Source organism: Enterococcus sp. DIV2419, from assembly GCF_051711865.1.
GTDB classification, from domain to species: Bacteria; Bacillota; Bacilli; order Lactobacillales; family Enterococcaceae; genus Enterococcus; species Enterococcus faecalis.
This window is the reverse complement of record NZ_JBIONS010000002.1, coordinates 16,730-40,748: the sequence shown is the minus strand read 5'-3', so window position 1 is coordinate 40,748 and position 24,019 is coordinate 16,730. Positions and strand designations below refer to the sequence as shown.

The window sequence follows — 24,019 nt, the reverse complement described above, 5'->3', positions numbered from 1 at the left end:
GTACAGATACATATGCTGATTTAGAGCAACGACAGCGAAAACTTGAAAGGTAGAATAAACTGTTTAAAAAGGGAAATGACTTCCTATCAAAAGCGACCGCCTTCTTTGACAAGAACCAAAACCTGTAAGATTTACGCTCATTCACCTTCTCCATCAATAATTTGGGATTAAATGGCTATGCCAGTGCATAAACTTACCCCGACAATGATCCTATCGCTTTACCCAACGTAAACCTACACCTAAGTAGAAAAAATATAATAAACTTAGAGCCCTTGTCATCGATACATTCTTTAAGTTCAATTAAAAAATTTATGACTATCTAATCAATCAAAGACACGAGCTATTCCAAAAATTTGTTAAATATTTTCTTAAATCCCATGGGCTTATTTCTAAAGTTATTATAACCTATAATAAGAAGAATAAATCTCATAAATCCCTTGAAAACAAGCTAGTTAGATAGTTTGAAGTCTAAAATAGCCTACAGGAAATACCTCATACAGTGTGCGATATTACGGAAAGGTTTATTTATGTGTAGCACTAGAACTAGCTCCGCGAGTAATAATTAGCTACAAAACGGTATTGACTTGTGAAGTAGAAGCGGTAATAGAAGTTATTGATCAAGTACAGTTAATTTTGCCTGGAGAACTTGTTTTATTCCATAGCTATCAAGGAAGTCAAATTACGAGAAAAAGGTAGTCCATAATATTGAGTCTTTAAAATAGACTCAAAGTATATCCCGCAAGGAAAGTTGTTGGAATAACGCGGTGACTGAATAATTTTTAGCATTATTAAGTTTGAGGAGTTAAAATGGCGCATCTTTCACTCGTTTATTCAAGCAGAAAGAATTGTTCACAAATATATTTACGAGTATTATATGAATCTTTGTCCTCAAGAACCTTTAGTAGGTATTTCTTCCATTCAGTATATTTTAAAGATGAACTCGTCAACGAAAACACAAAATAGAGTTTTCCTTTTCCGTGTCAACTTTTCTTGAGTAACTTATTTTTTGTTTTACATCAAATAAGTTATTACATGGGTAGTCAAATATAGTAGTACTTGCAATAGATGATTTGAACATGGATAAGGTGAATTTTGTCAGTAAAAATATTTTCATCGCCATTTCTTTATATGTTATAAAAATTAGTGTCACTAATTATTTTTAAGTGTTAAAGTTAACTTTTAAATGAGTATACAATAGCACAAATACCTATATATAGTTTTAAACATCAGACTTTGTCTTTATTCACACAATAGTTTAAAAAAATAATAGTTTGTCAGACACGAAGGTTTTTATATTTTTTTGAATCATATTCAAGTAACTGCTTAATTCTTTTTAAACTAATTAGAGTTTAACATTTTTTATAAGTAGCACTTGCATTCCAAAAGAAAAAGAGTATACTTTCCTTTGAAATCTATCAGAATAATCCACTGTCAACAAATAATATTTCTTAACAAAACTTTTCAAAAGGGTAGGTTTCAATCAACAAAAAGGTAGTCAGCTAGCGAAAGCTAACTGACTACCTTTTTTACTAATTTGCTTGACTGTATTTCAACTAATTAAATTTTGTTATTAGCAATAGTATTCTTCATACCTAGATCTGTAAATAGGGATGATTATAATTATCCTTACAAAAAATATTAGTATAAAAATGAACAACTAGCGATAAATTACAAATCATCAGGCCTTGTTGTTATAGTTCTGTTAAATCAGTGTTTCTTATGTTTTTGTGCTACTGCACTACTCCGTTTCTATATTCCATGTCCCCCGTGAATAGCATCCATATCAATAATAACTATTATTGATATGGCATTAGAAATTTTCATAGTCATTCTTACTAAATAGCTTATTAGTAAATATCAATTAAATATTGCCGAAACTCTCACAACCTTTGATGGCTAGTATTTACGAAGCTAGTTCCTCAATCGCATTATTTACTTCTTTACTTTTTTTAATTTACTATTCATCATTCTTCTCTTCAAATTTATTTACTCTCCGAAAATCTCTATCAATTCATACAAGGATTAATAAATTCCCAGTTATAGGTTCTTTGTTACTGTACTTTATCGGAATGATTACTATTTTATCGTTGATTATGCCATTGGATATCCCTTATGTTTCCAACTTCCATTTCCTCCATGCGTGTGACAATCTTTGACATAGATCTCCATTTTTTAATATTTTTTGTTCTAGTCTTTATCTTTTTATTTTAGAACTACTTTTTCTCGATTGATTGGAAAATATCCGATAGTGATTTCATAGAGGCTGTTCTACATGGTGCTTGTCAGTAGGACTACCTATACTCGACAAGAGCAATAGTTATAACTTGTTTGATCGTTATAAAATAACAATCTCGCCAGCTCTTACTTTAGAAGTATATTTTATTGCACATTTACCCCGAAAAATTTTGAAAATGATAAACTTTTTGAAAATTAATCAATCTGTTTTCTAAATGTGGATTTGATATTTCTAATTGTTCCTTTACCGATTCAGTTAATAATCAGATTTTCTGTACGGATGTTCTGGTGACCCTAAGCTGTATCTATTTTCTTGAATTAGGTTCACTAACTTTGGTTACCTTTTACATGTTGCCATCTCACAGTGTGCTGGATCTGCTTTTGATTAACAAAGATATTTTTAATTTGAGTTAATGTTTGTTCGTCCACTTTATTTATTTTTACTACAATATACGTATAAATAAATTCATTGTAATCTTCCAATTCTAAAAAAGACAAATCTGAGCGATTTCCAATTTTATTTTCTGTGATGAGGATGAAATTATCCGTATGTGATACAAGTGTTTTGATGGTTTGCAAATCATTGATCATTTGTATGTTGTTTAGGCTAAAATGGGTTTGATTTTTAAATTTTAACCCAATTCTCCCTGTTGGATAATTAGACGTCAAACACATCAAGGAATAAGGTAATAGATCATTTTGAGTGATCGGCTTGTTTTTTTTTATGAGTGGGTGTTGATTATTAATAGCGATTCCGATTTTATCTTGTCGAAAGGCGAGAACTTGGTATTTTTTTTTATCAATGGTATCAATCCACTCTTTACAACTAGTCTCAATAAACCCAAGCTCACAATTGGATTTTTGAAAGGATTGCCATTGATTTTGATTAGGTACGCCTTGCTGTTGTATGGTACCGTATTTTACCAATTGACTTAATTCTTCTTGAATCGTATATGCAGAACATAAATTAGAGATGAAAATGGCTGGCCTTTTTGTTTTGGTTTTCATATGACCATAAATCTTTTCAATCTGAGCGCGAATGGATTTAGCTTCCTGATAGAGCCAACGGCCGTCTTGAGTCAAAATGAGTTTCTTTTGTCCGCGTTTTCTTGACACGAGCGTACAATCAAGTTGGGTTTCTAAACGGTGCAAACTACGAGTGAGCGCAGGTTGACTGGTAAAGTTTTCTTGGGCTGCTTGATATAAGGTTTTACTTTCACAAATGATAATGAAATTTTCTAAGTCGTTTAATTGCATAATTGAAAAGAGTCCTTTTGTGTATGATGAATTATTCAATTTTTGAATAATTCTTTGTTTTTATTGTTATTTTACTTCAATTTTTCTAAATTGTACAATAATATTTGTCAAAATAAACATATTTTTTTATTGACTTTTTTAACTAATTATTTTTAGAAAGGAGAAAAAATTAAGTGCTAGAAACATTAATTAGTGCATTACTTCCAATAATCGTAACAATGGCTTTAGGGTATTATAGTGGACATCGTGGCGATTTTACGTCTGCGGATTCCAAAAGGTTCACTAAACTGATTATGACGTATAGTCTGCCCATGAGTTTATTTGGAGGTATTTTAAGTTCTAAGAAATCACAATTCATTCAGAACGGGCCTGTGGTATTGTGGATGCTTATTGGTCTAGTAGTTGTATTCTTCTTAGTTTACCTTATTGCTAGATTCCTCTTTAAACAATCGTCTATCGAAGCGGTTATTCTCGCCTTACTTATTGGTTGCCCTTCCATCCCGTTTGTCGGCCCTTCTGTGTTAGGAGCTTTATTCCCTACTAACAGTGCAATTTTGATTTCTATTGGTGCATTGATTATCAACATCGTGCTAGTCCCTGCATCAGCAGTTCTATTATCTTTTGGAGAGTCTAGTGATGGTCACTCCAACAGTTTAAGATTCAAAATTATAGGGGCTTTAAAAAAGCCTGTAGTTTGGGCTCCAATATTAGCATTAGTCCTCCTTCTGTGTGGAGTCCATTTGGATCTCGCTTGGGGAAATACCTTTAAAGTACTCGGTAAGGCAACTGGTGGGCTAGCTTTATTTGCTGCTGGGGTTATTTTGCAGTCTGAAAAACCAAGTTTTTCACTTCACGTTTGGTTGTCGTCACTTATAAAAGTTGTTGTAATTCCTTGTGTATTATGGATTCTTATGAGTATAAGCGGAATCAGTGAAAATATGATTAACATGGTCTTAATCAGTTTTTCCCTTCCAACAGCGGTCATCTCAACTATTTTTGCCAACCAATATGATTGTAAAGCTAGAGAAACATCTTCAACTTTGTTCTTAACAACTATCTTATCTTTAGCCTTTATCGGAGTTTTGATTATTGTACGTGGACTTTGAGATAAGAACAAAAAAAATAATATAAAAAGAGGCTATTATAATGAAAAAAGAAATTAAAAATCCTAACGTTGCCAACGCAGTAGTTAAAATCCTAGAAGATCGTGGCATTAAATATGTCTTTGGTATTCCAGGTGAGGAAAATATTCCTTTTGTTGATGCAATTAATCGTTCAAAAAAAATTGAATTTATTCTAGTTCGCCATGAACAAGGAGCTTCATTTATGGCTTCTGTTTACGGTCGTTTGACTGGACAACCTGGTGTTTGTACTGCAACTTTAGGACCTGGTGCGATTAATTTATTGCTCGGGGTGGCTGATTCCATGACGAATTCTTCACCACTGATAGCCATTACTGCACAAGGTGGATTAGACCGTATCTACAAGGAATCACACCAAGTGATTGATCTGAAAGCAATGTTTAAGCCGGTAACAAAATTTTCTGAAATCTTATACACTGCTAATTCAACAAACGAAACCATTAATGAAGCCTTCTTTGAATCAATTTCAGGACGCCCCGGACCTACTTATGTGGCTATTCCCCAAGATGTTGAAAAACATCCGGTGACCACATCACTTGAATATCAAACAAAATTGTCTGTTCCAGCTGATGCGCGAGCAGAAGATATTCTTATTGCCAGTGAATTGATCAAAAATGCAAAATACCCTATCGTGCTAGCTGGGATGGGTATCATTCGTGAAAATGCAACTGAAAAATTTCGTGAACTTATTACACACACACATCTTCCTGTTGCCACAACTTTTATGGCTAAAGGAGTAATCGATGATCGGAGCGATTGTTCACTCGGGGTCGTTGGTTTTATGGCTCACGACTATGAAAACTTCGCTTTTGACAAAGCAGATGTGATTGTTGCCATTGGTTACGAATTCTCTGAATTTAAAGCTCAAAAAATCAATCCAAATAAAGACAAATTAATTATTAACATTAATACTTTTGATAATTGTGTGGATGAATACTATCCAACCACCGTTTCAATGAATTGTAATATTGCTCAAGCAGTGAATGCTCTAGATGACGCTTTGAATGGTTACAAAAACACCAATAATTTAGGTGAAATTAAAGATTATATTCAGAATGAATTAAAAGTCGGTCAAGAAGAAACACTTGCTCCACTAAGTCCACAACAAATGGTGACTGCGATTCGTGAAGCAAGTGATAAAGATACCATTGTTTTGTGTGATACGGGGGCTTTGAAAATGTGGATGGCTCGACTTTATCCAACATATGAACCTAATACTTGCATGATTGACAATGGTTTATCAACCATGTCCTGGACATTGCCTGGTGCGATTGGCGCCAAATTGGCTTGTCCTGGTAAACATATTTTAGCGACAATGGGTGATGGTAGCTTTATGATGAACTCACAAGAGATTGAAACCGCGATTCGCTATAAAATACCAATGACTATTTTGGTTTGGGTCGATAAAGCTTATGGTTTGATCAAGTGGAAAATGAACATGGAATTGGGTCATCATTCAGAAGTTGATTTTGATAACCCTGATTTCGTGAAATATGCGGAAAGCTTTGGGGCGAATGCACATTTAATTAACTCACGTGATCATTTGGTTGAAACACTTTCTCATTGTTTAGATCAAGAAGCCGTCAATATGGTGATTTGCCCGGTAGATTATGCCGCTAATGATGAATTGATTGATTTGTTGGGCCATTTGACAATTAGTTTATAGGAGTGTTATTTATGGTAAAACAATTTGAGTTTAAACCTTCTGTGACCCTTTTGGATCACGTATCTGATTTTCTTAAAGTGATACCTTTTGTTTTGGGTGATTTAATCGTCACCAATCGTTACATTATTGATGCGTTTGATGGACTGTATAAAAATAAAGTTGCTCAGTTCTTGTATTTAGAGGATTATTTTAAGGCAGAACCGACAGATGTTGCGTTAAATCAAATTTTGCTTGATTTACAAGACCGTCAAATCACACGTATCTTTGCCATTGGTGGGGGCTCTGTTATTGATGTTTCGAAATGTCTTGTTTATAAAACAGCTCAATCGTTTGATGACATTCAGGCAATGATTAAGCTTGAAACTCCTGCGATGCGTGACTTGGTAATCTTGCCGACAACGTCAGGGACAGGAAGCGAAGTGACGAACGTCTCTGTTTTTAGTCGAGAAGCTTTAGGTACAAAAATCGGATTGGTTTCAGACGCTTTTTATGCTAAACGGGTCGTGTTGATTCCAGAACTTGCCAAAGGAATGCCTTATCCAGTCTTTATTGCAAGTGCTATCGATGCATTGAGTCATGCAGTAGAGTCCTTCTTGTCGCCACAAGCGACAGTCTTTAGTCGGACCTTTTCTAAAGAGGCCATTCAACGGTTACTTATCGAATTGGAAAAAGTTGCCGTCACACATGACGTTCCTGACTTGAAATCGCTAAATTCTTGTCTTAGCGCAAGTACAATGGCAGGCGTAGCCTTTTCTAATGCGGGGTGTGGTCCTGTACATGCGCTGGCTTATCCAATTGGTGCAAAATTTCATTTGCCCCACGGACGTTGCATTGCACTTTGTTTAGTACCTACTTTAAAACAGTATCATCAGTTAGGGGTAGACTTATCCGAATTGAGCGGTGTGATGAAGGGGAATGCTGATTTGTCAGACGGTCTTGATTGGTTATATGCGTTAGATGATTTAATTATGAACGTACTTTCTGATAAAGAATCTTATCCTTTAACGAAACAAGAGTGTCTTGAGTTTTCACAATCTGTGATGGATAATCAAGAACGATTATTAAAACACTCACCGATACCTCTTCAATTTGAAGATATCCATACAATTTTTAAAACGGTTACTGAGCATAAATAGAATTACCAAAAGCCGAAGCAAGAACTTCGGCTTTTGATAATTCTATGAATTTGAGATATCTAGTATAGGATACCTATGAAAATAGACTAATTGCTTAATCTCATCAAATAAATTAAATATATCGACCACCTCGTTTTTTTCTTTGTTTTATCATTTTTTGATTAGTTTTCAGAATCACTATATGAATACTGGATGTAAGAAGGAAGGATAATGTTAATATGTTAATAGCAGAATGGAAAGCAATAATCAGGAATAAGTTTTTCTGGGGGATTCTTGTTGCTCTAGCTCTAGTTCCAGCAATTTACAATTTTATTTTTTTGGGCTCTATGTGGGATCCATATGGAAATTTAAACAAGTTACCGGTAGCTGTTGTTAATTTAGACAAAGAGTATAAAAGTAATAACCTTAGTTTTCGAATAGGTAAAGATGTCATAACTGAAATGAAAAAATCAAAAGATCTAGATTATCATTTTATGGATAAGACATTAGCCGATAAAGGGCTTAGAGACGGGAAATACTACATGGTCATTACTTTTCCTAAAGATTTCTCCAAGAATGCAGCAAGTTTAATAGAAAACAATCCAAAATCGGCCGAAGTGGATTATAAAACAACTCGAGGCCATAATTATATTTCAGCAAAAATGAGTGAAGGTGCTATTAAGGAGCTAAAATCAAAAATATCAGAAAACATCACAAAAACTTATACTAAAAAAATATTTAATAATATTGATAATATGAAAAAAGGAATTACTCAGATAGCTAATGGCTCTGATAAACTAGCAAGCGGTTCGTCTTCTTTAAAAAAGGGTACAGATACGTTAGCAAATAATCTAGAAATATTAGCCTCATCAAGTCTAACATTTAAAGACGGTTCAGATAAGTTAGACATTGGATTAAAACAATACGTATCTGGAGTAAACCAAGTTTCAAATGGAACTAAAAAATTATCTGGTGGAGTAAATAATGCAGCTGATGGTAGTAAAAAACTTAATAATGGTATCAATCAATTAGCTGATGGTGGACAAAAATTAACTAAAGGGATAGGGAGCGCCAGTGATGGAAGTCAAAAATTATCCGATGGAGTAAGTAATGCAGCTAATGGAGGGAAACAACTATACGATGGGGTTACTCAATTTTCTAATGGAACCTCAAGGCTTTCAACTGGAACTCAGGAATTAGCGGATAAATCCAAAGATATATCAACAGGGATAGAAAAAATCTCTGATAGTTCAAAAGTCATTACACAATTTAAAAATGCTACTAATCAACTGATTGGTGGCTTATCAGAAATGAAAGAAAAAACAAATATATCAGAAAGTGACAAACAAAACATAAAACAACTATCAGCTGGACTGAATGAATTAAATCAAAAACTTCAAGAAGAGGTTTCAGATCCAAGTATTAGTAACAAAATAGAGAATGATCTCAAAGACACTCAATCTATTTTGACAAATTTGGTTCCTAAGCAACTCACTGCAATTCAACAAACGGATGCATATAAAATTCTAATGAAAGAACATCCTGAATTAGTTGGGCAATTAGAAAATGCTATTTCTAATCAAACAGCGGTACCAGACTTGGTAACGGTTGAAATGGATTTAAAAGATGTTTCAACCCAATTAAATTTATTGAATCAACAATCTCAAAAATTAGCTCAGACTTCTAGACAACTATTACCACCTTCTAGTGGAATAATAACACGTCTATCTGAAGGCACTTATGAGATAAATGATACTTTAAATCAAAGGATTCTTCCCGGAATGAATCAATTAAACTCTGGGCTAAGCGACTTCCAAAATCAATTTAATATTGGAGCTAAAAATTTAACTGATGGGTTCAATAAATTTTCGACAGGCATTGATAAAGTAAATTCTGGAGCTTCTGATATTTCGAAAAAATCACAAGAATTGCAAGTAGGTAGTCAAAAATTAAGTAATGGGTTAGATAAGCTTCATACGGGCAGCCAAAACTTAACTAATGGGTTAACCAATCTACAAAAAGGAAGTGTTCAAGCCAAAACGGGAATTTATAAACTGCAAAATGGTAGTTTAGCATTAAGTTCTGGGTTAGAGAAATTAAAAGATGGTGGGACAAGTCTAGTATCTGGGATATCTAAATTGCAAGCAAACAATGCACCTTTATCATCAGGATCAGACAAGTTGTCCGATGGAGCTAACAAATTATCATCCGGAACTCAAAAGTTATCTAATGGGGCTGATAGTTTGTCAAAAGGAGCAGAAGATCTTAATACAGGTACAGGAAAATTATCATCATCATTAGAAAAAGCAGATCATAAATTAGCAAAAAATAGTTTAAATGATAAAAATGCTAAAAGAATAGCTTCTCCTATAAAAACAAGACATACGGATAAAGATAATGCTCCTGTAAATGGGTTTGGTATGACTCCTTACATGATTTGTGTCGCTTTATTCATTGGGGCATTAGCTAGCAATGTAGTTATCGGAATAGGTTTTTCTAACTCTGAGCGTACCTCAGGTAAAGATTTCATGTTATCTAAAATAGGTATAAATGGTGTAATTGCTGTGGCACAGGCGTTCATTGTATACGGGGCTGTTTATGTATTAGGACTACGTGCAAATTATGGAATTAGGATGTTATTATCTGTGGTATTAATTAGTTGTGCATTTATGGCCATTAATACATTTTTCTTATCATGGTTAGGAAAAGTTGGAGAATTCATTATGATAGTTATACTCGTATTGCAGCTATCAACGAGCGCAGGTACCTATCCGATACAATTATCTCCAGGAATTTATCAAATGATAAGCCCTTGGTTACCAATGACATATAGCATAAGAATGTTGAGAGAAACAATCGGTCTACAAGGGCATATTGGCATGTATGTTGTAATATTCGCTTTGCTATCTGTTGTCTTCACTGTCTTACTATCTGTATTCAAAAAGATACCAAAATTTGGATAAAGTCCAAAACTATTAAGTTATGATAGAAATCTCTTTGGATATCAGGATTTTAAGCCATAATCCTCCCTTTTAATTCTTAATTTTGATAAGATTAATTAAATACAAAAAGAAAGAGGGTTTCTGTATGGGGAAAATAAATGAAGTTCCTGGGAAAGTTAGTTTTGGACGAGCATTTAAGGACTTTTTTATTGGATATATTGATTTTAAGGGAAGAACGACTCGAGCAGGTTATTGGTGGATGACATTAATTTTAACAATTCTCTCCTTTATTCCAATCATATTCTTTGTCTATTTAGCGATAGGTTCAGCAATGAGTATATCTGGAGGCGCAAACGAATCTGATGTGTTTACCTCTATACTTGGAAGTTTTATTATTCCATTGATGATATTGGTTATTGCTTGGTTAGCGTTATTTCTGCCAAGTCTCGCGATGGCGGTACGACGTTATCGCGATGCTGGCTTAAGAGGCCGTGGATTTTTAGTATTATGGGTCATATCTATTGCTTCTAGCTATACAGAAGCGACTAGTGTTCTACAACACAATAACGGTAGCGCACTATTCATCTTCTTGGCATACGCTATAGGATTATTGTTCTTTATTTTGACAGTATTACCCGCTAATGCGATTGCTACAAAAAGTAATAATGATTTCGTTCGTTTTTTCTTACGGGAAAAGGAAGAACTATAGGAGATGGATTTAATTTAAAGAATAGGTTTCTTATGTATACAACTGTATGGATATCAACAATTGCTACTATTAACGGTAGAATCAGTGTGTTTGTAGTTTACTACATTAGTGAGCATAAAAAATAGATTATGTATACCCGATAGTTAGGCTTCTAAAAGACTTGTCAAAGATTTTTCTTGGCAAGTTTTTTGTTGATGCTTGTTGGTCTGATCGATGACAGGGGCAATTCGTTTTTGTAAGTAGGGATAACTAGAATAGCACAATGAGATTATATTTTAACTTTTAAGTGACTTTGATTATGTTTCTGTAAAAAAATTCTCCAATGACAAAAAATTCCTCATAAAAGATTTAAGAAAATATTTCACCTATGAAAGCCTTTATTAATTATTTAAGTAATTTTGGTTAAGCATCATATTGCCCCTGTTTAGTCCAATAGGAGAAAGTTTGGTAATAATTGGGATAAGCGTTTTATAAACAGCAGATACTTCATCAGATAAGCCGTTCTTTAGTGCCTCCTGTTGAAGACTTGAGGAAGTCTTATTAATCACTGATAAGGAATATTTACCTTTTTCAAAATCTTTCTTTGCTATTAAACCTATCTTGCGCTCTCTGTCAGTAATGTTTGAATCTAATACAAAATTATATAAATTGTTGTTCTTCTTTAATTTTATTTCTTGATGTAAACATTTGACACAACCTCTCTTATTCGAAAATATCTTCTTTAGTAGTATGTTTGTATAACATGTTTTCTTCTCTAACCAAAACATCGTATTAGTGATAGTCGTTATCAAAAGAACCGCCAAATTCCAATATTTCTCTAGTTCCTTGTAGGTAGCGACCGTCATATTCAAAATTTAACTGTATTTCATAGGTAGGAATATCTACTTTTTAATAGACATTTAATTTCTCCTTGTCAATTTGAAACTATGTTTATTTCGTTGTCAGATATGAATAGTTCAACCGTCAGCAAAAATCATAAAATGATTTAATGCGAACTTACACCTTGATATATGTCAAAAGTCAAAACCTAACAAAATATTTTGTTAGGAACGTGTCTGGGAAAGCTTCGCCAACTGAAGTATTTAATCCCAATTTATGAATCATTAGCAATGACATTTCTAAAAATCCAATTGCTATAATTCTTACAATTTTCTGGAATTACTAACCACATGTATTCTATTTAAAAAATAGTAATTCAGTAACTAAGTAGCGTGGTGTTTTCCCATGATTAAAAATTAAAACTAGACTTGGAAAATCTAGCCTGCTATAAATATGGTGGACACTTTTTTGATAATTCATTTGCCAACTTTTTTTAGGTCTTCTCTTGATGCTAATTCAGACGTTATTTCTTTTTCAAGTGCAGCTTTCTTAGTAAACTGTTTTTTTAATTGCTATTTTTCTTAACTGGTTTTCCAATCATATAAAAATTAATTATCCATTCATGCCCTCCTGTAGTACGGCTTGTACGCCTCGAATAAAAAAGTGGATGTTCTGCCTTTAGGGAAACTACCTTGCGATTGTGGATACGTTACGTAATTTTTGCTTTTTAATCTTCTTTCTACTTTCCAAATTGATACCATTTTTTGTAGTTGATTATTCATTTTTATCCCTACTTTGAATAATTTTTATTAAACTATCTAACTCTCTTGAGGTAACTCTCATTTTAAGATATGTTACCAAATAAGATAATGCGTAGATAACCAATATACTGGTAAGAAGTTTTATATAACTTTCTACTGATATGAGAAAGAAACTTCCCACTACCACAACTACATTGACTATTAAATAGTGAATAATTAAGCAGGTTAAATAACTAAACTTATCTATATCAAAAATTAAGGTTGTTATACCTATAATTATAGAAATAACAAATACAAAGATAATAGAATTAGCATTTGTTACCTTTTCACTACTCATCAACAATATGAATAAATAGACAAACGAGCCAATTCCTAGGCCAGATACAACACGTTTTGACAGTTCCACGAATTCTCACTCTTTCTAAAGTCTTATTTGATAATTTTGTTTAATTGTTTTAATGATCCCTCCGAAAAACAAACCAACTGTAAACCCACTAATCAGTCCATAAATTAAATTAAATAGAAAATTTCCGTAAAGCATAGGCTGAGTTGCTAATAAAACATTCAAACAATACTTAACTATAAAGTTTGTGAGCATAATTATTATAGGAATTGTACTGCCTCCCTGCATAAGATAGCCATTTTCTGTGTAATATACTTTGTTACGATACAAAAATAAACTTACGATAGCTCCTAATATCATAAATATTATATAGATAAGCGATAATTGTATTGGAAAGTCAAATTTAGTGACTATTTTATCTATCCCCCATATGATAAAAATTGTAGGCATAATTAATGATTTACCCAATGAAACCTTGCTGTCCCTCATTAATGTCATCCCCCGTTTTATTAGAATAACAAGTATTACCCAAACCCAAATTGGTGTATGTCCCATTATCTGTAAGAATAATCCAGTCATATAAAAAACCCCCAAGTAATTTTATAACTAAATTATATAAATTATTTTTGTTAAAAAAACAAAAATTAACACATTCGGTAAATATAGCTACACATTCGGTTTTATATCATCTGTTCAAGTTTAATTTTTAACTTCTTGATGTATCTGCGAGTAACAACCATTTTTTCTTCTGTGATTAACCTAAGTATTAAATTTCCGTTCATAGCTGGTTCTATCTGTATTATTTGGAATATATTTACAGCTGTATTTTTTGATACTTGTATAAAATTTTTAGGTAGTTCACGTACAATACTGATGAAAGAGGATCTTACCCAATAAGTCTCTTTTTTAACTGTATATGAATAAGTTGCGTCTCATTTCTTTAAATCTCTATAAGGTGTACAACGATAAATAAAGGTTCCCTCCATAAATACAACTTCTCCTCTATCATGTTTTTTTATATTTAGTTTACATGTTAATTTTACTATTATTAATCCCATTAAACAAAAGTTTATTTTATATAGGAAGATACAGATACACCTATATTTTACATAATATTTGATCTAAGCATAGCATTTTCATACCTCTTTTTTGTTTCTATAGAATTCACGATTCATTATCCAAACTATTAAGTTCTGCATATTTGTCAAAGTATTATAATTAAAAATGGCCTTTTACAGTCTCTAATGAGATTATAAAAAGCCACTTAATTCCAAAATTTACAGCTATTTATCAGTGGTCTGACACTTCTCCACCATGAGAATATCCATCGTAAAATTCAAATGCAGTTAAAATCCATGAAACCATATATTTCATTCCCTTTTTTTAACTTACCTTAGTATATCAATTAAATCTTTTTTTGCTGCTTCTGATGCAGGCATTACAGAGAAAACTAGACCAATAACTGAAGAGACACCAACTGCTAGTATAATAGTAAATAAATCAACTGATACGTGAACCTTTATCAAAGAGCCAATACCATAAGCAAAAACCATTCCTAATAAATAGCCAATTATTCCTCCTGAAATAGTTAAAATTAAACCTTCTAAAAGGAATTGTAACATAATAGATTTTCGAGTAGCTCCTAATGCTCTTCTTATACCAATTTCTTTTGTTCGCTCAGATACTGAGATGTACATCATATTCATGACTCCTACCCCCGCAATAAACAATGATATTCCTGCTACAGCTGTTATAAAATAAGTAATTGTACTGAGAATCTGACCAATTCCTTTCGTCAACATTGCTGTATCTAATACTTCATATTCTCCCAGATGTCTCAAACTACCCTTATCTTTTAATTGTTTTATTACTTTTGAAGTCACCTTATCGGGTTTAACTCCTTCTTCTAAAGTTAATGTTAGAGAAGAGGTATTCTTATCTGATTTAAAATAATAGTGATACGTATCTTTTGGAATTTCAATATTTGTATTTGACAAGGAAAACAAATTATCTTGCTCTTCTCCAGGAAAAACCCCTACTACTCTAAATAATTCTTGCTCAATTTCAATTCCTTTACCCAATGCTCGTTCTGGTGTATTAAATAACTCTTTGGCTGTAACTGAATCAATTGTTGCTACTTTATTTAATAATTCACTATCTTGACCTGTTAAATTCCTGCCAATAGAAACTTTTTTTCCTTCAGAATCTATAAGTTTAATCTGTTTATTTTTTTTATTTCCTCTAATAGACAAATCTTTGTAAATTTGCTCTTCATCAATTTTAGAATAGTCAGCTTTTTTTATCCCTTCTACATTTCTTACTGTAGATAAGTCTACATCTTGAAAGAATTTTGTATTTGTATCATATAAGGACGTATCACTCGGTGTAAAATTTAATTGAATTTCCACATTCTTAGAATCACTCTTAGTAAGATTTTTTACAGTATCTTTCTCGAACCCTCTTCCAATAGCTAAAATTGTAATAACAGACGATATTCCTATAATAATTCCTATCATGGTTAATACACTACGTTTTCGATTATTTTTTATTGCTTTCCAAGCAGAACGCATGTTTACATAAAGATTCATTGCACCAACTCCTTATCTTCAATAATCGCACCGTCTCTAATAGTAATCAACCGGTGACAATAAGGGACGACTTCAGGGTTGTGCGTAACCATAATAAGCGTTACGTCATCTTCTTTATTTAAAGTAGTAAAAAGCTGCATAATCTCCTCTGAGGTGTGTGTATCTAAAGCACCTGTCGGTTCATCTGCTATAATAAACTTAGGGTGATTAATCAATGCTCGGGCAATGGCCACCCGCTGCTGTTGGCCACCAGACAACTGCTTTGGATATTTATATTCTTTTCCTTTTAAACCAACTCTATCCAATACGGAAAAAACTTTTTCCTTCGTTTTAAAAGGAGACACCCCATTATAAAGAAGAGGTAATTCTACATTTTCATAAACTGTGTTACTCTCAATCAAACTAAAGTTTTGGAAAATAAAACCTACTGTTTGATTTCTGATTTTAGAAAGAATGTCATCTGCTGTATTAACCAAAGATCTGCCTTCAAACAAGTATTCTCCCTCAAATTTACGATCGATAAATCCCAAAAGATTAATTAATGTCGATTTGCCAGATCCTGAAGGGCCCATGATCGCTATCATTTCCCCTTTTTTGATGGATAAATGAATATCTTTTAATACATGAAGTGACTCCTCTTCATTTGCATAGTATTTATTTATCTTATTGAGTTCAATCATGTTTCACCGTCACTTTTTGACCATCTTTCAGACTAGTATCTGGGTTTTCAATAATTGAATCATTTTCTTTAAGTCCAGTCTTTACTACGTATTTATCATTATCTTCTTTTACTTCTATTTTCTGTTTAACGACTTTTCCATCTCTATAAGTAAAAACGAATACCTCATTATTATTTTCTTTAACTGTATTCTTTTTAGCCAACCCTAAATTATTCATTGGAACACTGATTTGGACATTATAACCATAATGAATAGGTTCTTTAGGGCTAATTATAAAGGAGAATGTTGAAATTGTACTATTTTTAGTTGATGATGTATTTTGTGGACTGACAGCCATCTCTTCAGGCAGTGCGTTAATTTCAGTAATTATTCCGTCTGTTGCTTTTTCTTCATTGATTTGACTAATCGTTACAGGTTGACCCACTTTTACTTTATTATAATCATATTCTGTGACAGAACCTTTTATAACTGTATCTGGACTCACAATAGTCGCATATGGTACTGTTGCGTCTACTTTCCCTTTATCGTTAATATAGACAATTCCTTTGAATGGTGCTGTTACGGTAGTGGTGATTTTCTTTTTTGTTTGTTCAATAGTATTATTGGCACTGGATAAATCAACATTCGCCGCATCTAACGCTTGTTTTGCTTGTAAAACCGCCTCTTTTTGTGAATCTAACGCTTGTTGTATGGTTTCAATTTTACTATCAGATTCAGTTTTTTCGGCTTTTTTCATTTCATCATCCATTTTTTTATTTACAATGGTGGCTTGTTCATTTTTAGCAATGGTTAAGCGATTTTCTAATTCTTGTTGTTTTTGTGTTGCATTATCTAAATTTATTTGAGCATTTGTAACTGCCAGATTCAACTTTTCTAGAGATTGAGTTTGTTCTTCCGCTTGATCTTCAACAGTTGTATTTTGATAAGTAGCCACTACATCATTTTCATTGATTTCTTGACCATTTTTCACGGAAATAGTATTAATTTTCCCAAGGGATTGATCAAAATTTAAATAACTAGTTGTTTTAGGTTGAACAATTCCTTTTAAAACCAAGGGATCACTCTTTTTTACCTTGATAATTTGATAGGCCTCTTCTTCTTTTGGTTCAGTGGCGTTCAACTTATAAATAAGGGTCGCGCTGATTAATAATACTCCAACAAGACAGCCTATAATCGTTAAAGAAATTTGTTGTTTTTTAGTTAACTTTTTCAATATCATTCTCCCCTGTATTTACTTTGAATAGGTAAACTAAAACCATAATTATCGGTAGTTTGAACACTAATGTGAAAATAGTAGTTGTAATTCCGATAATTAGTCCCATAGATTGCGTTTCTGAAGTATTTGTAAAACTAGGTGTTGTTAATAAAGAAAATATAATGGACACGACAGTCCATCCCAAATTTAAATAATAAGGATATTTTAGTGGAATTTGATCTTTTTTTATCTTTCTATGTGAAATAAAAAATAAAATCACAAAAGCAATTGTAAAAAGAACATTTAAAACTGTAAACACTTTTACTGGCATACTGTTTAATTGATTATAAATACTCATCCCCTCTAATCCTAAGTCCTTGTAGAGTGTTTTATCTGGACTTAATGCGGCAGGTAGTCCAATAATTGAAAAAATTGTTCCAATTGAAGCTAATACAAGAGTAATTAAATTCCATATTCTTATTTTTTTAATATATTTACTATAGATTTCCATTAATATTCCCCATTCATTTTGAGTAAGAATCATTAATAATTTACTTTAAAATTATTAATGATCCTATATTTATTAATAGCAGTACTAATTTGCCATAAAACAAAAATTTAGTTGCTTTTATATCTTTAGTATTGTTGTAAAATAACAATAAAAAGACTATCACTTCAATAGTAGAAGTACTAATTGATAGTGGTACTCTGTTAATATTTATTATTTGAGCTGCAAAAATAGCAAGTAGATTAACTAAGCTTATTGACAATAAGAGACTTATAAATATATCTTGATCATAATTTTTTTTAAATCCAAGAATAAGTAAAACAATTTTTAAAATTATGAATGTAACAAAAAAGATAAATAAGTTAACTATTACAACCAAAACTATCATAAATAAATTAAATTTTTCATCAGAGATATTTAATAGTTTTGATGATTCTGCAATCATTTCCAATAATTTATTATCTTTTCCTATTAGAGTTAAAAACAAAAAAACATTTGTTACAAGATATGGTATAAAAAATGCAAGTATCAACCAGTTATTTTTCTTTGTATTCAATCCGCTCACCTGACTTATCTAAGTTTATAGTAAAATAATTATATTTGTATTCTAATTCTAATTCGTTATGTGATACTAAAACAACACAAGTTCCATCTAAAATTAGTTGATGACACTGTTCTAATAAAATAGTTCTACTCTGTTTATCAATACTTGAAAATGTTTCATCTAAAATAACTAAATCCCAATGGCCGTTCTCAAAAAGCAATGTGCACGCTGCTTTCAACAACATCCCTAACGAGGCATTTTCTGCCAAAGTAGTTAGTTGTTTTTCTTCATTGTAAAGACTTTTGATCTGCTCTAATTTTTGTGGAGTAAGCTCTAGACCATGAATTGAAAAAAATAACTCTATATTTTCTATTATTGTTAGGTAGTAGTGACATAAAGACTGGTCTGTAAGAAATAAATTTCTTTTATTGTTATGTTTAAAAGTCCCTGTTGAAAAATTTTCTATATTTCCTAAACATCTTAAAAAAACACTTTTTCCACTTCCGTTACTTCCTCTAAAAAAATACATACTGTTCAAAAACTTTATACTGATATCACTAAAAATATTCTTTTCTTTATACATTTTACCAACGTTTTCTAATTCAATAACTGATTTCACCCTATCATCCCTTCTATTATTCCTGAAATGCAAATCAACATATAGCTGAACACATATGTTTTTTTATTTTGTTTAATAAAGTCGAGAACATCGATTATACTAAAATTTTTAAAAAATATAGTACAACAGTTTAAAGATAAAAACATATACAAAAACATGTTAGGTAGTTCTATAATTCCGTGTTTATACAATAATTGAAATGTCTCAAATCCACCTACATTGTTAACAGAAATCCACGTTTGAAAAGATATCATGAATAACTCATATAAAATTAGTAAAGGTACAATTGGAAATAAAAGTATATATTGCAAAAAATTTTTGGTGTTATTAAAAATAATTTTCAACGCATACCTAACTCCATAATCTATACTTTTAATACTAATTCCATTAACTTCTGACGGTATGTCAAATTGATCAAATATAAAATAAACTGACACAAGGTAAAGTGAAGCTATTAAAAAAAATAGGAAATATCCTTTTAAATTAAATTCATTTTCTTTCTTCATTTTTATCTACCTTCTATAAAGATTTAATAATATACGTTTTTGCCATTAAAGATAACAGAATAAAGATAATTAGAATATATTGAACAACTAAATTATTTTCTTTTTTCCTTGTGAATATTCCTTTATTTTTTAATTTATAGTATAAAAAACTAATGCAGAAAATTACTATGGATAAATATATAAAATTAATCAAAATAACTGTCAACTTTCGATCCATGCTAAAAATTAAAGAAACCATACCTATCATTACAAAAATTAAAAACTTATGGAAATAATTCGATAAAAAATATGTTTTATTTTTCTGAACTGGTGAATTACTTAAAAAATAAAATTCTGCACTGGTTTTACTCAAATATTTAAAATGCCTGTCTGAAAGTAATTCCATATCTATTAAACTAAAAAAGATCAACAAACCAGTGTTATCGAAAATAAAATTAAAAAAACTGGAATACATAATTAACAAACAACAAATAAATAGATATTCAAAGTATTCTTTAATAGAAACTCTACTCAAATAAGTTATAAATAACTGATTATACATATTTTTAGAAGTAAAAATTTTTGACATCGTTATTTTGGCATTATTCCTAACATATTTAAGATCAAAACTTTTGAATTTTCTCCTTACAAAAACATCAAAATACACAAATAATAACAGGAAAATTACTAATAAAAATGAAAGAACTGAAGTTATAAATCCTTTACTAAACAGTAAACCTAGCAATAAGATAATAAGAATAATTGATGTAAAAATCTTATACATACGTTTTGCTAATAGTTGTATTAAAAAAAGTATTAATTGTAAAAAGAATGCTGTAAGTATGTTGATTACTAAAAGTCCATTAGTTATATTTAATATTATATTAAATAAATTTATTAAGAAAACCATTGAAAAAAGGGATTGTTTTTATTAATCAAGAAAAGTATATATTTGATAAATACCTTATCTGAGTAAAAATAGTTATAACTTGTCATTTGATTTAACTCTAACTCTATTTTTGGCAAATTATAGTTTAACAGCAAAAAATTTATTAAGATAATAGGAAGTAACAAATTATTTAAATTGATTATTAATAATAATAACGTACACGTACACACATACATGATTAAAAAAAATAATTTAAAAATGTGAAAGTTTTCTACAATCCTTAATTTTCTTTTGAAAATTTTCAAATAAATATTTACCATTGGTTATTACCTCCTATATTATTAACGGACAGCTTTAAAAGCTGTCCGTTAATAATATAATTTTTACCATGCAGCAGCATATGCTTTTCCATATTTTTTTACCAAAGCTTTTGCTGTAGCTAGAACTGCTACACCAATACCACCTCCACCAACAACAGCTGCAATTATTCCTACTACAGCCGCAACAGAACTAGCAGCAGAAATAATATCAATTACTTTTTTAGCTGCATAAGCTGAAATTCCTAATGTTGATGTTAAATGTGGTTGAGTCAGACTAATTGCAAAAGCTACTAATACAAAAGCTACACCCATATACATTTTTTTATTAAATAATACATTATTTAACTTCATTTTTTCACCTCCTCTCTTTGTTTATTTATCCATGTGCAAAACGTTTGATATCTAGTATTTATACGCGTTTCAGAAACATGGATTTTTACTTTGGTACTCAAATTTATAGAAGCAATTATCTCTAAAATGGTAAAACTAGTTTGCTAGACTTATAAAGGAACTGATTCGTATCTACCGTCAAGAAATTCTTGAAAATATAACTCTTTTTATTTCACAACCTGTCGATTACTAACAGAATTTGAAACACGGTTAGACGTAATTTTACTAACCTATAGTTTTATGCTTGAAAAATCATAAGTGGTTAATCCTAGTACACTAAAATAGTTTACTCGGTCGTTTTAAAGTTGAATAGAAATTCGTGTTTCTTACTACTATTTAGTATATTTAACCAACTTTTCTTCACCAATCTATATTCCTTAAATAATCCATATTTATCCTTATATGGTATTTCTCATCATGACCATCACACTAAAAAAATTGCTGTGTAACTTTTGCATATAAAAATGTAATTTCTGCAATCGCTACATCTGTTGTTAAACCTACGTAGTGTAATTCTATATCTGGAGAACTTTGATAGTAATTCTTCACACGAAAATTCTTTGCAATGATCCCAGCTAGTCTGTAGACCCATTTATGCGGTCTTCCTTTGTAAATCACTTTATCTATAACCTTTTCTTGCCTTTGGTGTTGCTGATAATGAAACACTTCTTCTTCATCAATCCCATAGGCTAGAATCAATTCCTGGGCCTTTGCTAAAGCTGTCATTGATTCTTCATCGTTCGCATCGTTCGCTAGTGCTAACAACCGTTGAATTTTAGCTTTTCTTTTTTCATCCATTTGTATTCTCCATTACTTCTTACTTTTTACTACTTCATTTCATTTAATTGCTTGTTATGCGTAATCTCTAATTCATCCGCCGTTTTCCGTAACCATTGAACTAATTCCATTGTATCAAAGGTTAAAGATACTTTATTCCCTCTACTACCTTTATGTGTTCCCTTTGTGTTAAGTAGAATGGTACTCGGCCATTCCAATGGTACATCAGGAGTAGCAATTATAATTGAGCCATTGTACCCTCTTTCTTCATTTAATGAATTCAATTCTGATTTCATTACTTAACCTCCTTATTTTATTTCCAAGACCACAAAGTTATCTTGCAGCGCATAATCAGTAATAAATGTGATCTCTGCTAATTAAAAATATAAATTTATATGTTCAAAGACATCTCGTTTTTTGCTCGTTGTGTAGTTATCAAATCTGATAAACAACTCTTTCTTTCCATTATTTTTTAAAAAATTAATGGAATATCCATACTTAAACCTGACTATTTTGATTGCATCTCTGCATATCTAGAGCAACATAGACAGGGGGCAACAACGATTGTATTTATCCGGAAAAAAGAAGAGCCAAATTTGCCTTACTTCACATTAGAGTCCCGAAATCAACAGGTTACACAAATACAAGGAAAACGTAACCGTCAGGAAGTACCAGAAAAGATAAAGCAAGCAGTCAGACAATGGCAAGAGAATTTACAGCACGCCTTATCATCATAATATAAGACAAACCTGATACTCGCTTTTATCGAGTATCTTCTTGATTAGAAATCAAGAAAAGAGCGTTTTTTTCAGCGCGCCAAACTCCCACCGCCACCGCCGTTAAGGCGCGCTGAAAAAAAAGAAAGGCTTCCGCCTTTCTTCTTGTAGAGAATGTGTTATAATAAACATGTAAAGAGGACGTACTAGTCATACGCCCTCATGATAGCACCGCTAAAGACGGTGGCAAGTTTTAACAGATTTTAGAAATAATCGTCAGCCTGCTAAAGTAGACGGTTATTTCTTTTTGTCATTTTTAAGCAAATCCACAATCAACTTAATCAATGCGATGGTAAACATACCAAAGCTTAATATCAGCTGAATTGTTTCTAATGCAGACAAAAGGCTTCCCCTTTCTTGAGATTTTGGAAGTACGCACATACGCACCACCTCACTTTCGGATTGGATAGCCACCGTCATTAAACTTTACTATCACCTCTATTATAACATAAAACGTAGTACATTTTTTATTCAATACTTCTTAAACATAAGATAAGCTATTCATTCCAAAGTTTACTTGGCACCCTGCTCAACCAATTAGAAAAATCCAGAAACCAACTGCCTAAGTATTCGTTCCACGCAGCTAGATAATGGAAAAATAGAACGATCAATCCAAATAAAAGCCAAAATTCGAGCAACGATTAGTATTAAAGTGGTAGTAAAACCACTAGTAAGAATCGTTAATAGTCCAATGTAACAAAAAAAGACGTAGAATAAAACAGGGGAAAAATAACACTACAGACAATCCTCGTTTCAAAATAAGCATAAAACTCTCCTTTCATACCTTAACAGTTGTTTTTATAATTTTGGTTTGACATTATTTTGGTTTGCGGTTTCTTTTTTTGTACAGCTTGAATTTCATGAAGTTGATTGATTTCATTTCGCGTTCGTTCCAATTTATTCTCTAACAGAGATTGACTGGTTTTAATTGCTTCTATTTCCCCTCGAACATCTTCATAAGAAAATTCCGCAAGTGTTGCGTCCGGTAACAATGTTTTCAGTTTTTGCTGAATCAACTCTAGTTCTCCATTCAGTTCGTTTTCTAATAAGAGGTTGCTTAACTGGTACAACTTTATATTTGTGATTTGTTAGTACATGAATATGAACAAAATAACAAGATTAATTCATTGGATTTAAGAGAAAAAGTCTTACGTTCAATTATTGATAAAAAAATTGAGTGATAATTATAATTAGTTATTAAGAAAACAACAAAATACTTTCTAATGTTGCTGGTTTCCCAACGTCCTTTTGATTCACAA

19 protein-coding genes and 7 pseudogenes are annotated in these 24,019 nt (G+C 31.5%); 7 read left to right on the top strand and 19 right to left on the bottom strand.

Annotated elements, in window-relative coordinates:
• Nucleotides 1-2,562: 2,562 nt before the first annotated feature.
• Entirely contained in the window at nucleotides 2,563-3,492 is a 930-nt protein-coding gene (locus IGI97_RS13225; protein WP_438738876.1) for a LysR family transcriptional regulator, read from the bottom strand.
• Nucleotides 3,493-3,665: 173 nt separating this feature from the next.
• Between IGI97_RS13225 and IGI97_RS13220 the strand changes: the two genes are divergently transcribed.
• The 5 genes from IGI97_RS13220 to IGI97_RS13200 all read left to right on the top strand — a co-directional run bounded on the left by IGI97_RS13220 (nucleotide 3,666) and on the right by IGI97_RS13200 (nucleotide 11,066).
• Entirely contained in the window at nucleotides 3,666-4,598 is a 933-nt protein-coding gene (locus IGI97_RS13220; RefSeq protein ID WP_104845331.1) for an AEC family transporter, read from the top strand.
• 40 nt (nucleotides 4,599-4,638) lie between these two features.
• A complete protein-coding gene (locus IGI97_RS13215; RefSeq protein ID WP_033598568.1) occupies nucleotides 4,639-6,300 on the top strand; it encodes an acetolactate synthase large subunit in 1,662 nt (553 codons plus the stop codon).
• An 11-nt stretch (nucleotides 6,301-6,311) separates the two neighbouring features.
• The gene (locus IGI97_RS13210) at nucleotides 6,312-7,436 is read left to right on the top strand and encodes an iron-containing alcohol dehydrogenase (RefSeq protein WP_033598569.1); all 1,125 of its coding nucleotides are present in this window, start codon (nucleotides 6,312-6,314) and stop codon (nucleotides 7,434-7,436) included.
• 218 nt (nucleotides 7,437-7,654) lie between these two features.
• Entirely contained in the window at nucleotides 7,655-10,378 is a 2,724-nt protein-coding gene (locus IGI97_RS13205; protein ID WP_438738880.1) for a YhgE/Pip family protein, read from the top strand.
• Nucleotides 10,379-10,502: 124 nt separating this feature from the next.
• Nucleotides 10,503-11,066, top strand: coding sequence for a DUF805 domain-containing protein (locus IGI97_RS13200; RefSeq protein WP_438738882.1), 564 nt, complete (start codon nucleotides 10,503-10,505; stop codon nucleotides 11,064-11,066).
• 380 nt (nucleotides 11,067-11,446) lie between these two features.
• On the opposite strand, the gene IGI97_RS13195 is transcribed toward IGI97_RS13200, so the two are convergent.
• The 15 genes and pseudogenes from IGI97_RS13195 to IGI97_RS13125 all read right to left on the bottom strand — a co-directional run.
• Nucleotides 11,447-11,833, bottom strand: coding sequence for a bacteriocin immunity protein (locus IGI97_RS13195; RefSeq protein WP_080280360.1), 387 nt, complete (start codon nucleotides 11,831-11,833; stop codon nucleotides 11,447-11,449).
• 826 nt (nucleotides 11,834-12,659) lie between these two features.
• Nucleotides 12,660-13,052 carry a DUF3021 family protein gene (locus IGI97_RS13190; protein ID WP_349581894.1) on the bottom strand — a complete coding sequence of 131 codons (393 nt, stop codon included), beginning with the start codon at nucleotides 13,050-13,052 and terminating at the stop codon, nucleotides 12,660-12,662.
• A gap of 15 nt (nucleotides 13,053-13,067) precedes the next feature.
• Nucleotides 13,068-13,568 carry a DUF6622 family protein gene (locus IGI97_RS13185; RefSeq protein ID WP_033598573.1) on the bottom strand — a complete coding sequence of 167 codons (501 nt, stop codon included), beginning with the start codon at nucleotides 13,566-13,568 and terminating at the stop codon, nucleotides 13,068-13,070.
• A gap of 101 nt (nucleotides 13,569-13,669) precedes the next feature.
• Nucleotides 13,670-13,894, bottom strand: a pseudogene (locus IGI97_RS13180) (LytTR family DNA-binding domain-containing protein); the annotation flags it as partial.
• 483 nt (nucleotides 13,895-14,377) lie between these two features.
• On the bottom strand, nucleotides 14,378-15,577 hold the full coding sequence (locus IGI97_RS13175) for an ABC transporter permease (protein ID WP_033598575.1): 1,200 nt from the start codon (nucleotides 15,575-15,577) through the stop codon (nucleotides 14,378-14,380).
• On the bottom strand, nucleotides 15,574-16,257 hold the full coding sequence (locus tag IGI97_RS13170) for an ABC transporter ATP-binding protein (RefSeq protein WP_032490246.1): 684 nt from the start codon (nucleotides 16,255-16,257) through the stop codon (nucleotides 15,574-15,576). Before IGI97_RS13170 ends, IGI97_RS13175 begins: the two co-directional genes overlap by 4 nt.
• Nucleotides 16,250-17,476 (bottom strand): efflux RND transporter periplasmic adaptor subunit, encoded by a 1,227-nt coding sequence (locus tag IGI97_RS13165; protein WP_438738885.1) that lies wholly within the window; start codon nucleotides 17,474-17,476, stop codon nucleotides 16,250-16,252. The genes IGI97_RS13170 and IGI97_RS13165 overlap by 8 nt, the downstream gene beginning before the upstream one ends.
• A complete protein-coding gene (locus tag IGI97_RS13160) occupies nucleotides 17,454-17,963 on the bottom strand; it encodes a hypothetical protein (protein ID WP_010709544.1) in 510 nt (169 codons plus the stop codon). The genes IGI97_RS13165 and IGI97_RS13160 overlap by 23 nt, the downstream gene beginning before the upstream one ends.
• A gap of 40 nt (nucleotides 17,964-18,003) precedes the next feature.
• The gene (locus IGI97_RS13155) at nucleotides 18,004-18,525 is read right to left on the bottom strand and encodes a hypothetical protein (RefSeq protein WP_033598581.1); all 522 of its coding nucleotides are present in this window, start codon (nucleotides 18,523-18,525) and stop codon (nucleotides 18,004-18,006) included.
• Nucleotides 18,497-19,123 (bottom strand): ABC transporter ATP-binding protein, encoded by a 627-nt coding sequence (locus IGI97_RS13150; RefSeq protein ID WP_438738888.1) that lies wholly within the window; start codon nucleotides 19,121-19,123, stop codon nucleotides 18,497-18,499. The genes IGI97_RS13155 and IGI97_RS13150 overlap by 29 nt, the downstream gene beginning before the upstream one ends.
• Nucleotides 19,120-19,629 carry a stage II sporulation protein M gene (locus IGI97_RS13145; RefSeq protein ID WP_010777735.1) on the bottom strand — a complete coding sequence of 170 codons (510 nt, stop codon included), beginning with the start codon at nucleotides 19,627-19,629 and terminating at the stop codon, nucleotides 19,120-19,122. Before IGI97_RS13145 ends, IGI97_RS13150 begins: the two co-directional genes overlap by 4 nt.
• Before the next feature lie 1,251 nt (nucleotides 19,630-20,880).
• Nucleotides 20,881-21,168: an uberolysin/carnocyclin family circular bacteriocin gene (locus tag IGI97_RS13140; protein WP_010709549.1), complete on the bottom strand. Its 288-nt coding sequence runs from the start codon at nucleotides 21,166-21,168 to the stop codon at nucleotides 20,881-20,883.
• A gap of 474 nt (nucleotides 21,169-21,642) precedes the next feature.
• Nucleotides 21,643-22,005 (bottom strand): annotated as a pseudogene (locus IGI97_RS13135) (DUF2786 domain-containing protein); the annotation flags it as partial.
• A 29-nt stretch (nucleotides 22,006-22,034) separates the two neighbouring features.
• The gene (locus IGI97_RS13130; protein ID WP_033598584.1) at nucleotides 22,035-22,280 is read right to left on the bottom strand and encodes a hypothetical protein; all 246 of its coding nucleotides are present in this window, start codon (nucleotides 22,278-22,280) and stop codon (nucleotides 22,035-22,037) included.
• A gap of 81 nt (nucleotides 22,281-22,361) precedes the next feature.
• Nucleotides 22,362-22,517: pseudogene (locus IGI97_RS13125) on the bottom strand (PcfU); the annotation flags it as partial.
• Here IGI97_RS13125 and IGI97_RS13120 point away from each other — a divergent pair.
• Nucleotides 22,515-22,721 (top strand): annotated as a pseudogene (locus IGI97_RS13120) (PcfJ domain-containing protein); the annotation flags it as partial. The pseudogenes IGI97_RS13125 and IGI97_RS13120 overlap by 3 nt on opposite strands.
• A 276-nt stretch (nucleotides 22,722-22,997) precedes the next feature.
• Here IGI97_RS13120 and pepG1 read toward each other — a convergent pair.
• The 3 genes and pseudogenes from pepG1 to IGI97_RS13105 all read right to left on the bottom strand — a co-directional run.
• Nucleotides 22,998-23,141, bottom strand: a complete 144-nt coding sequence (gene pepG1 / locus IGI97_RS13115; RefSeq protein ID WP_021164449.1) for a type I toxin-antitoxin system toxin PepG1 — start codon at nucleotides 23,139-23,141, stop codon at nucleotides 22,998-23,000.
• A gap of 116 nt (nucleotides 23,142-23,257) precedes the next feature.
• Nucleotides 23,258-23,526 (bottom strand): annotated as a pseudogene (locus IGI97_RS13110) (PcfH protein).
• 32 nt (nucleotides 23,527-23,558) lie between these two features.
• A pseudogene (locus IGI97_RS13105) lies at nucleotides 23,559-23,836 on the bottom strand (helical hairpin domain-containing protein); the annotation flags it as partial.
• Here IGI97_RS13105 and IGI97_RS13100 point away from each other — a divergent pair.
• A pseudogene (locus IGI97_RS13100) lies at nucleotides 23,828-23,941 on the top strand (MurR/RpiR family transcriptional regulator); the annotation flags it as partial. The pseudogenes IGI97_RS13105 and IGI97_RS13100 overlap by 9 nt on opposite strands.
• Nucleotides 23,942-24,019: the final 78 nt, after the last annotated feature.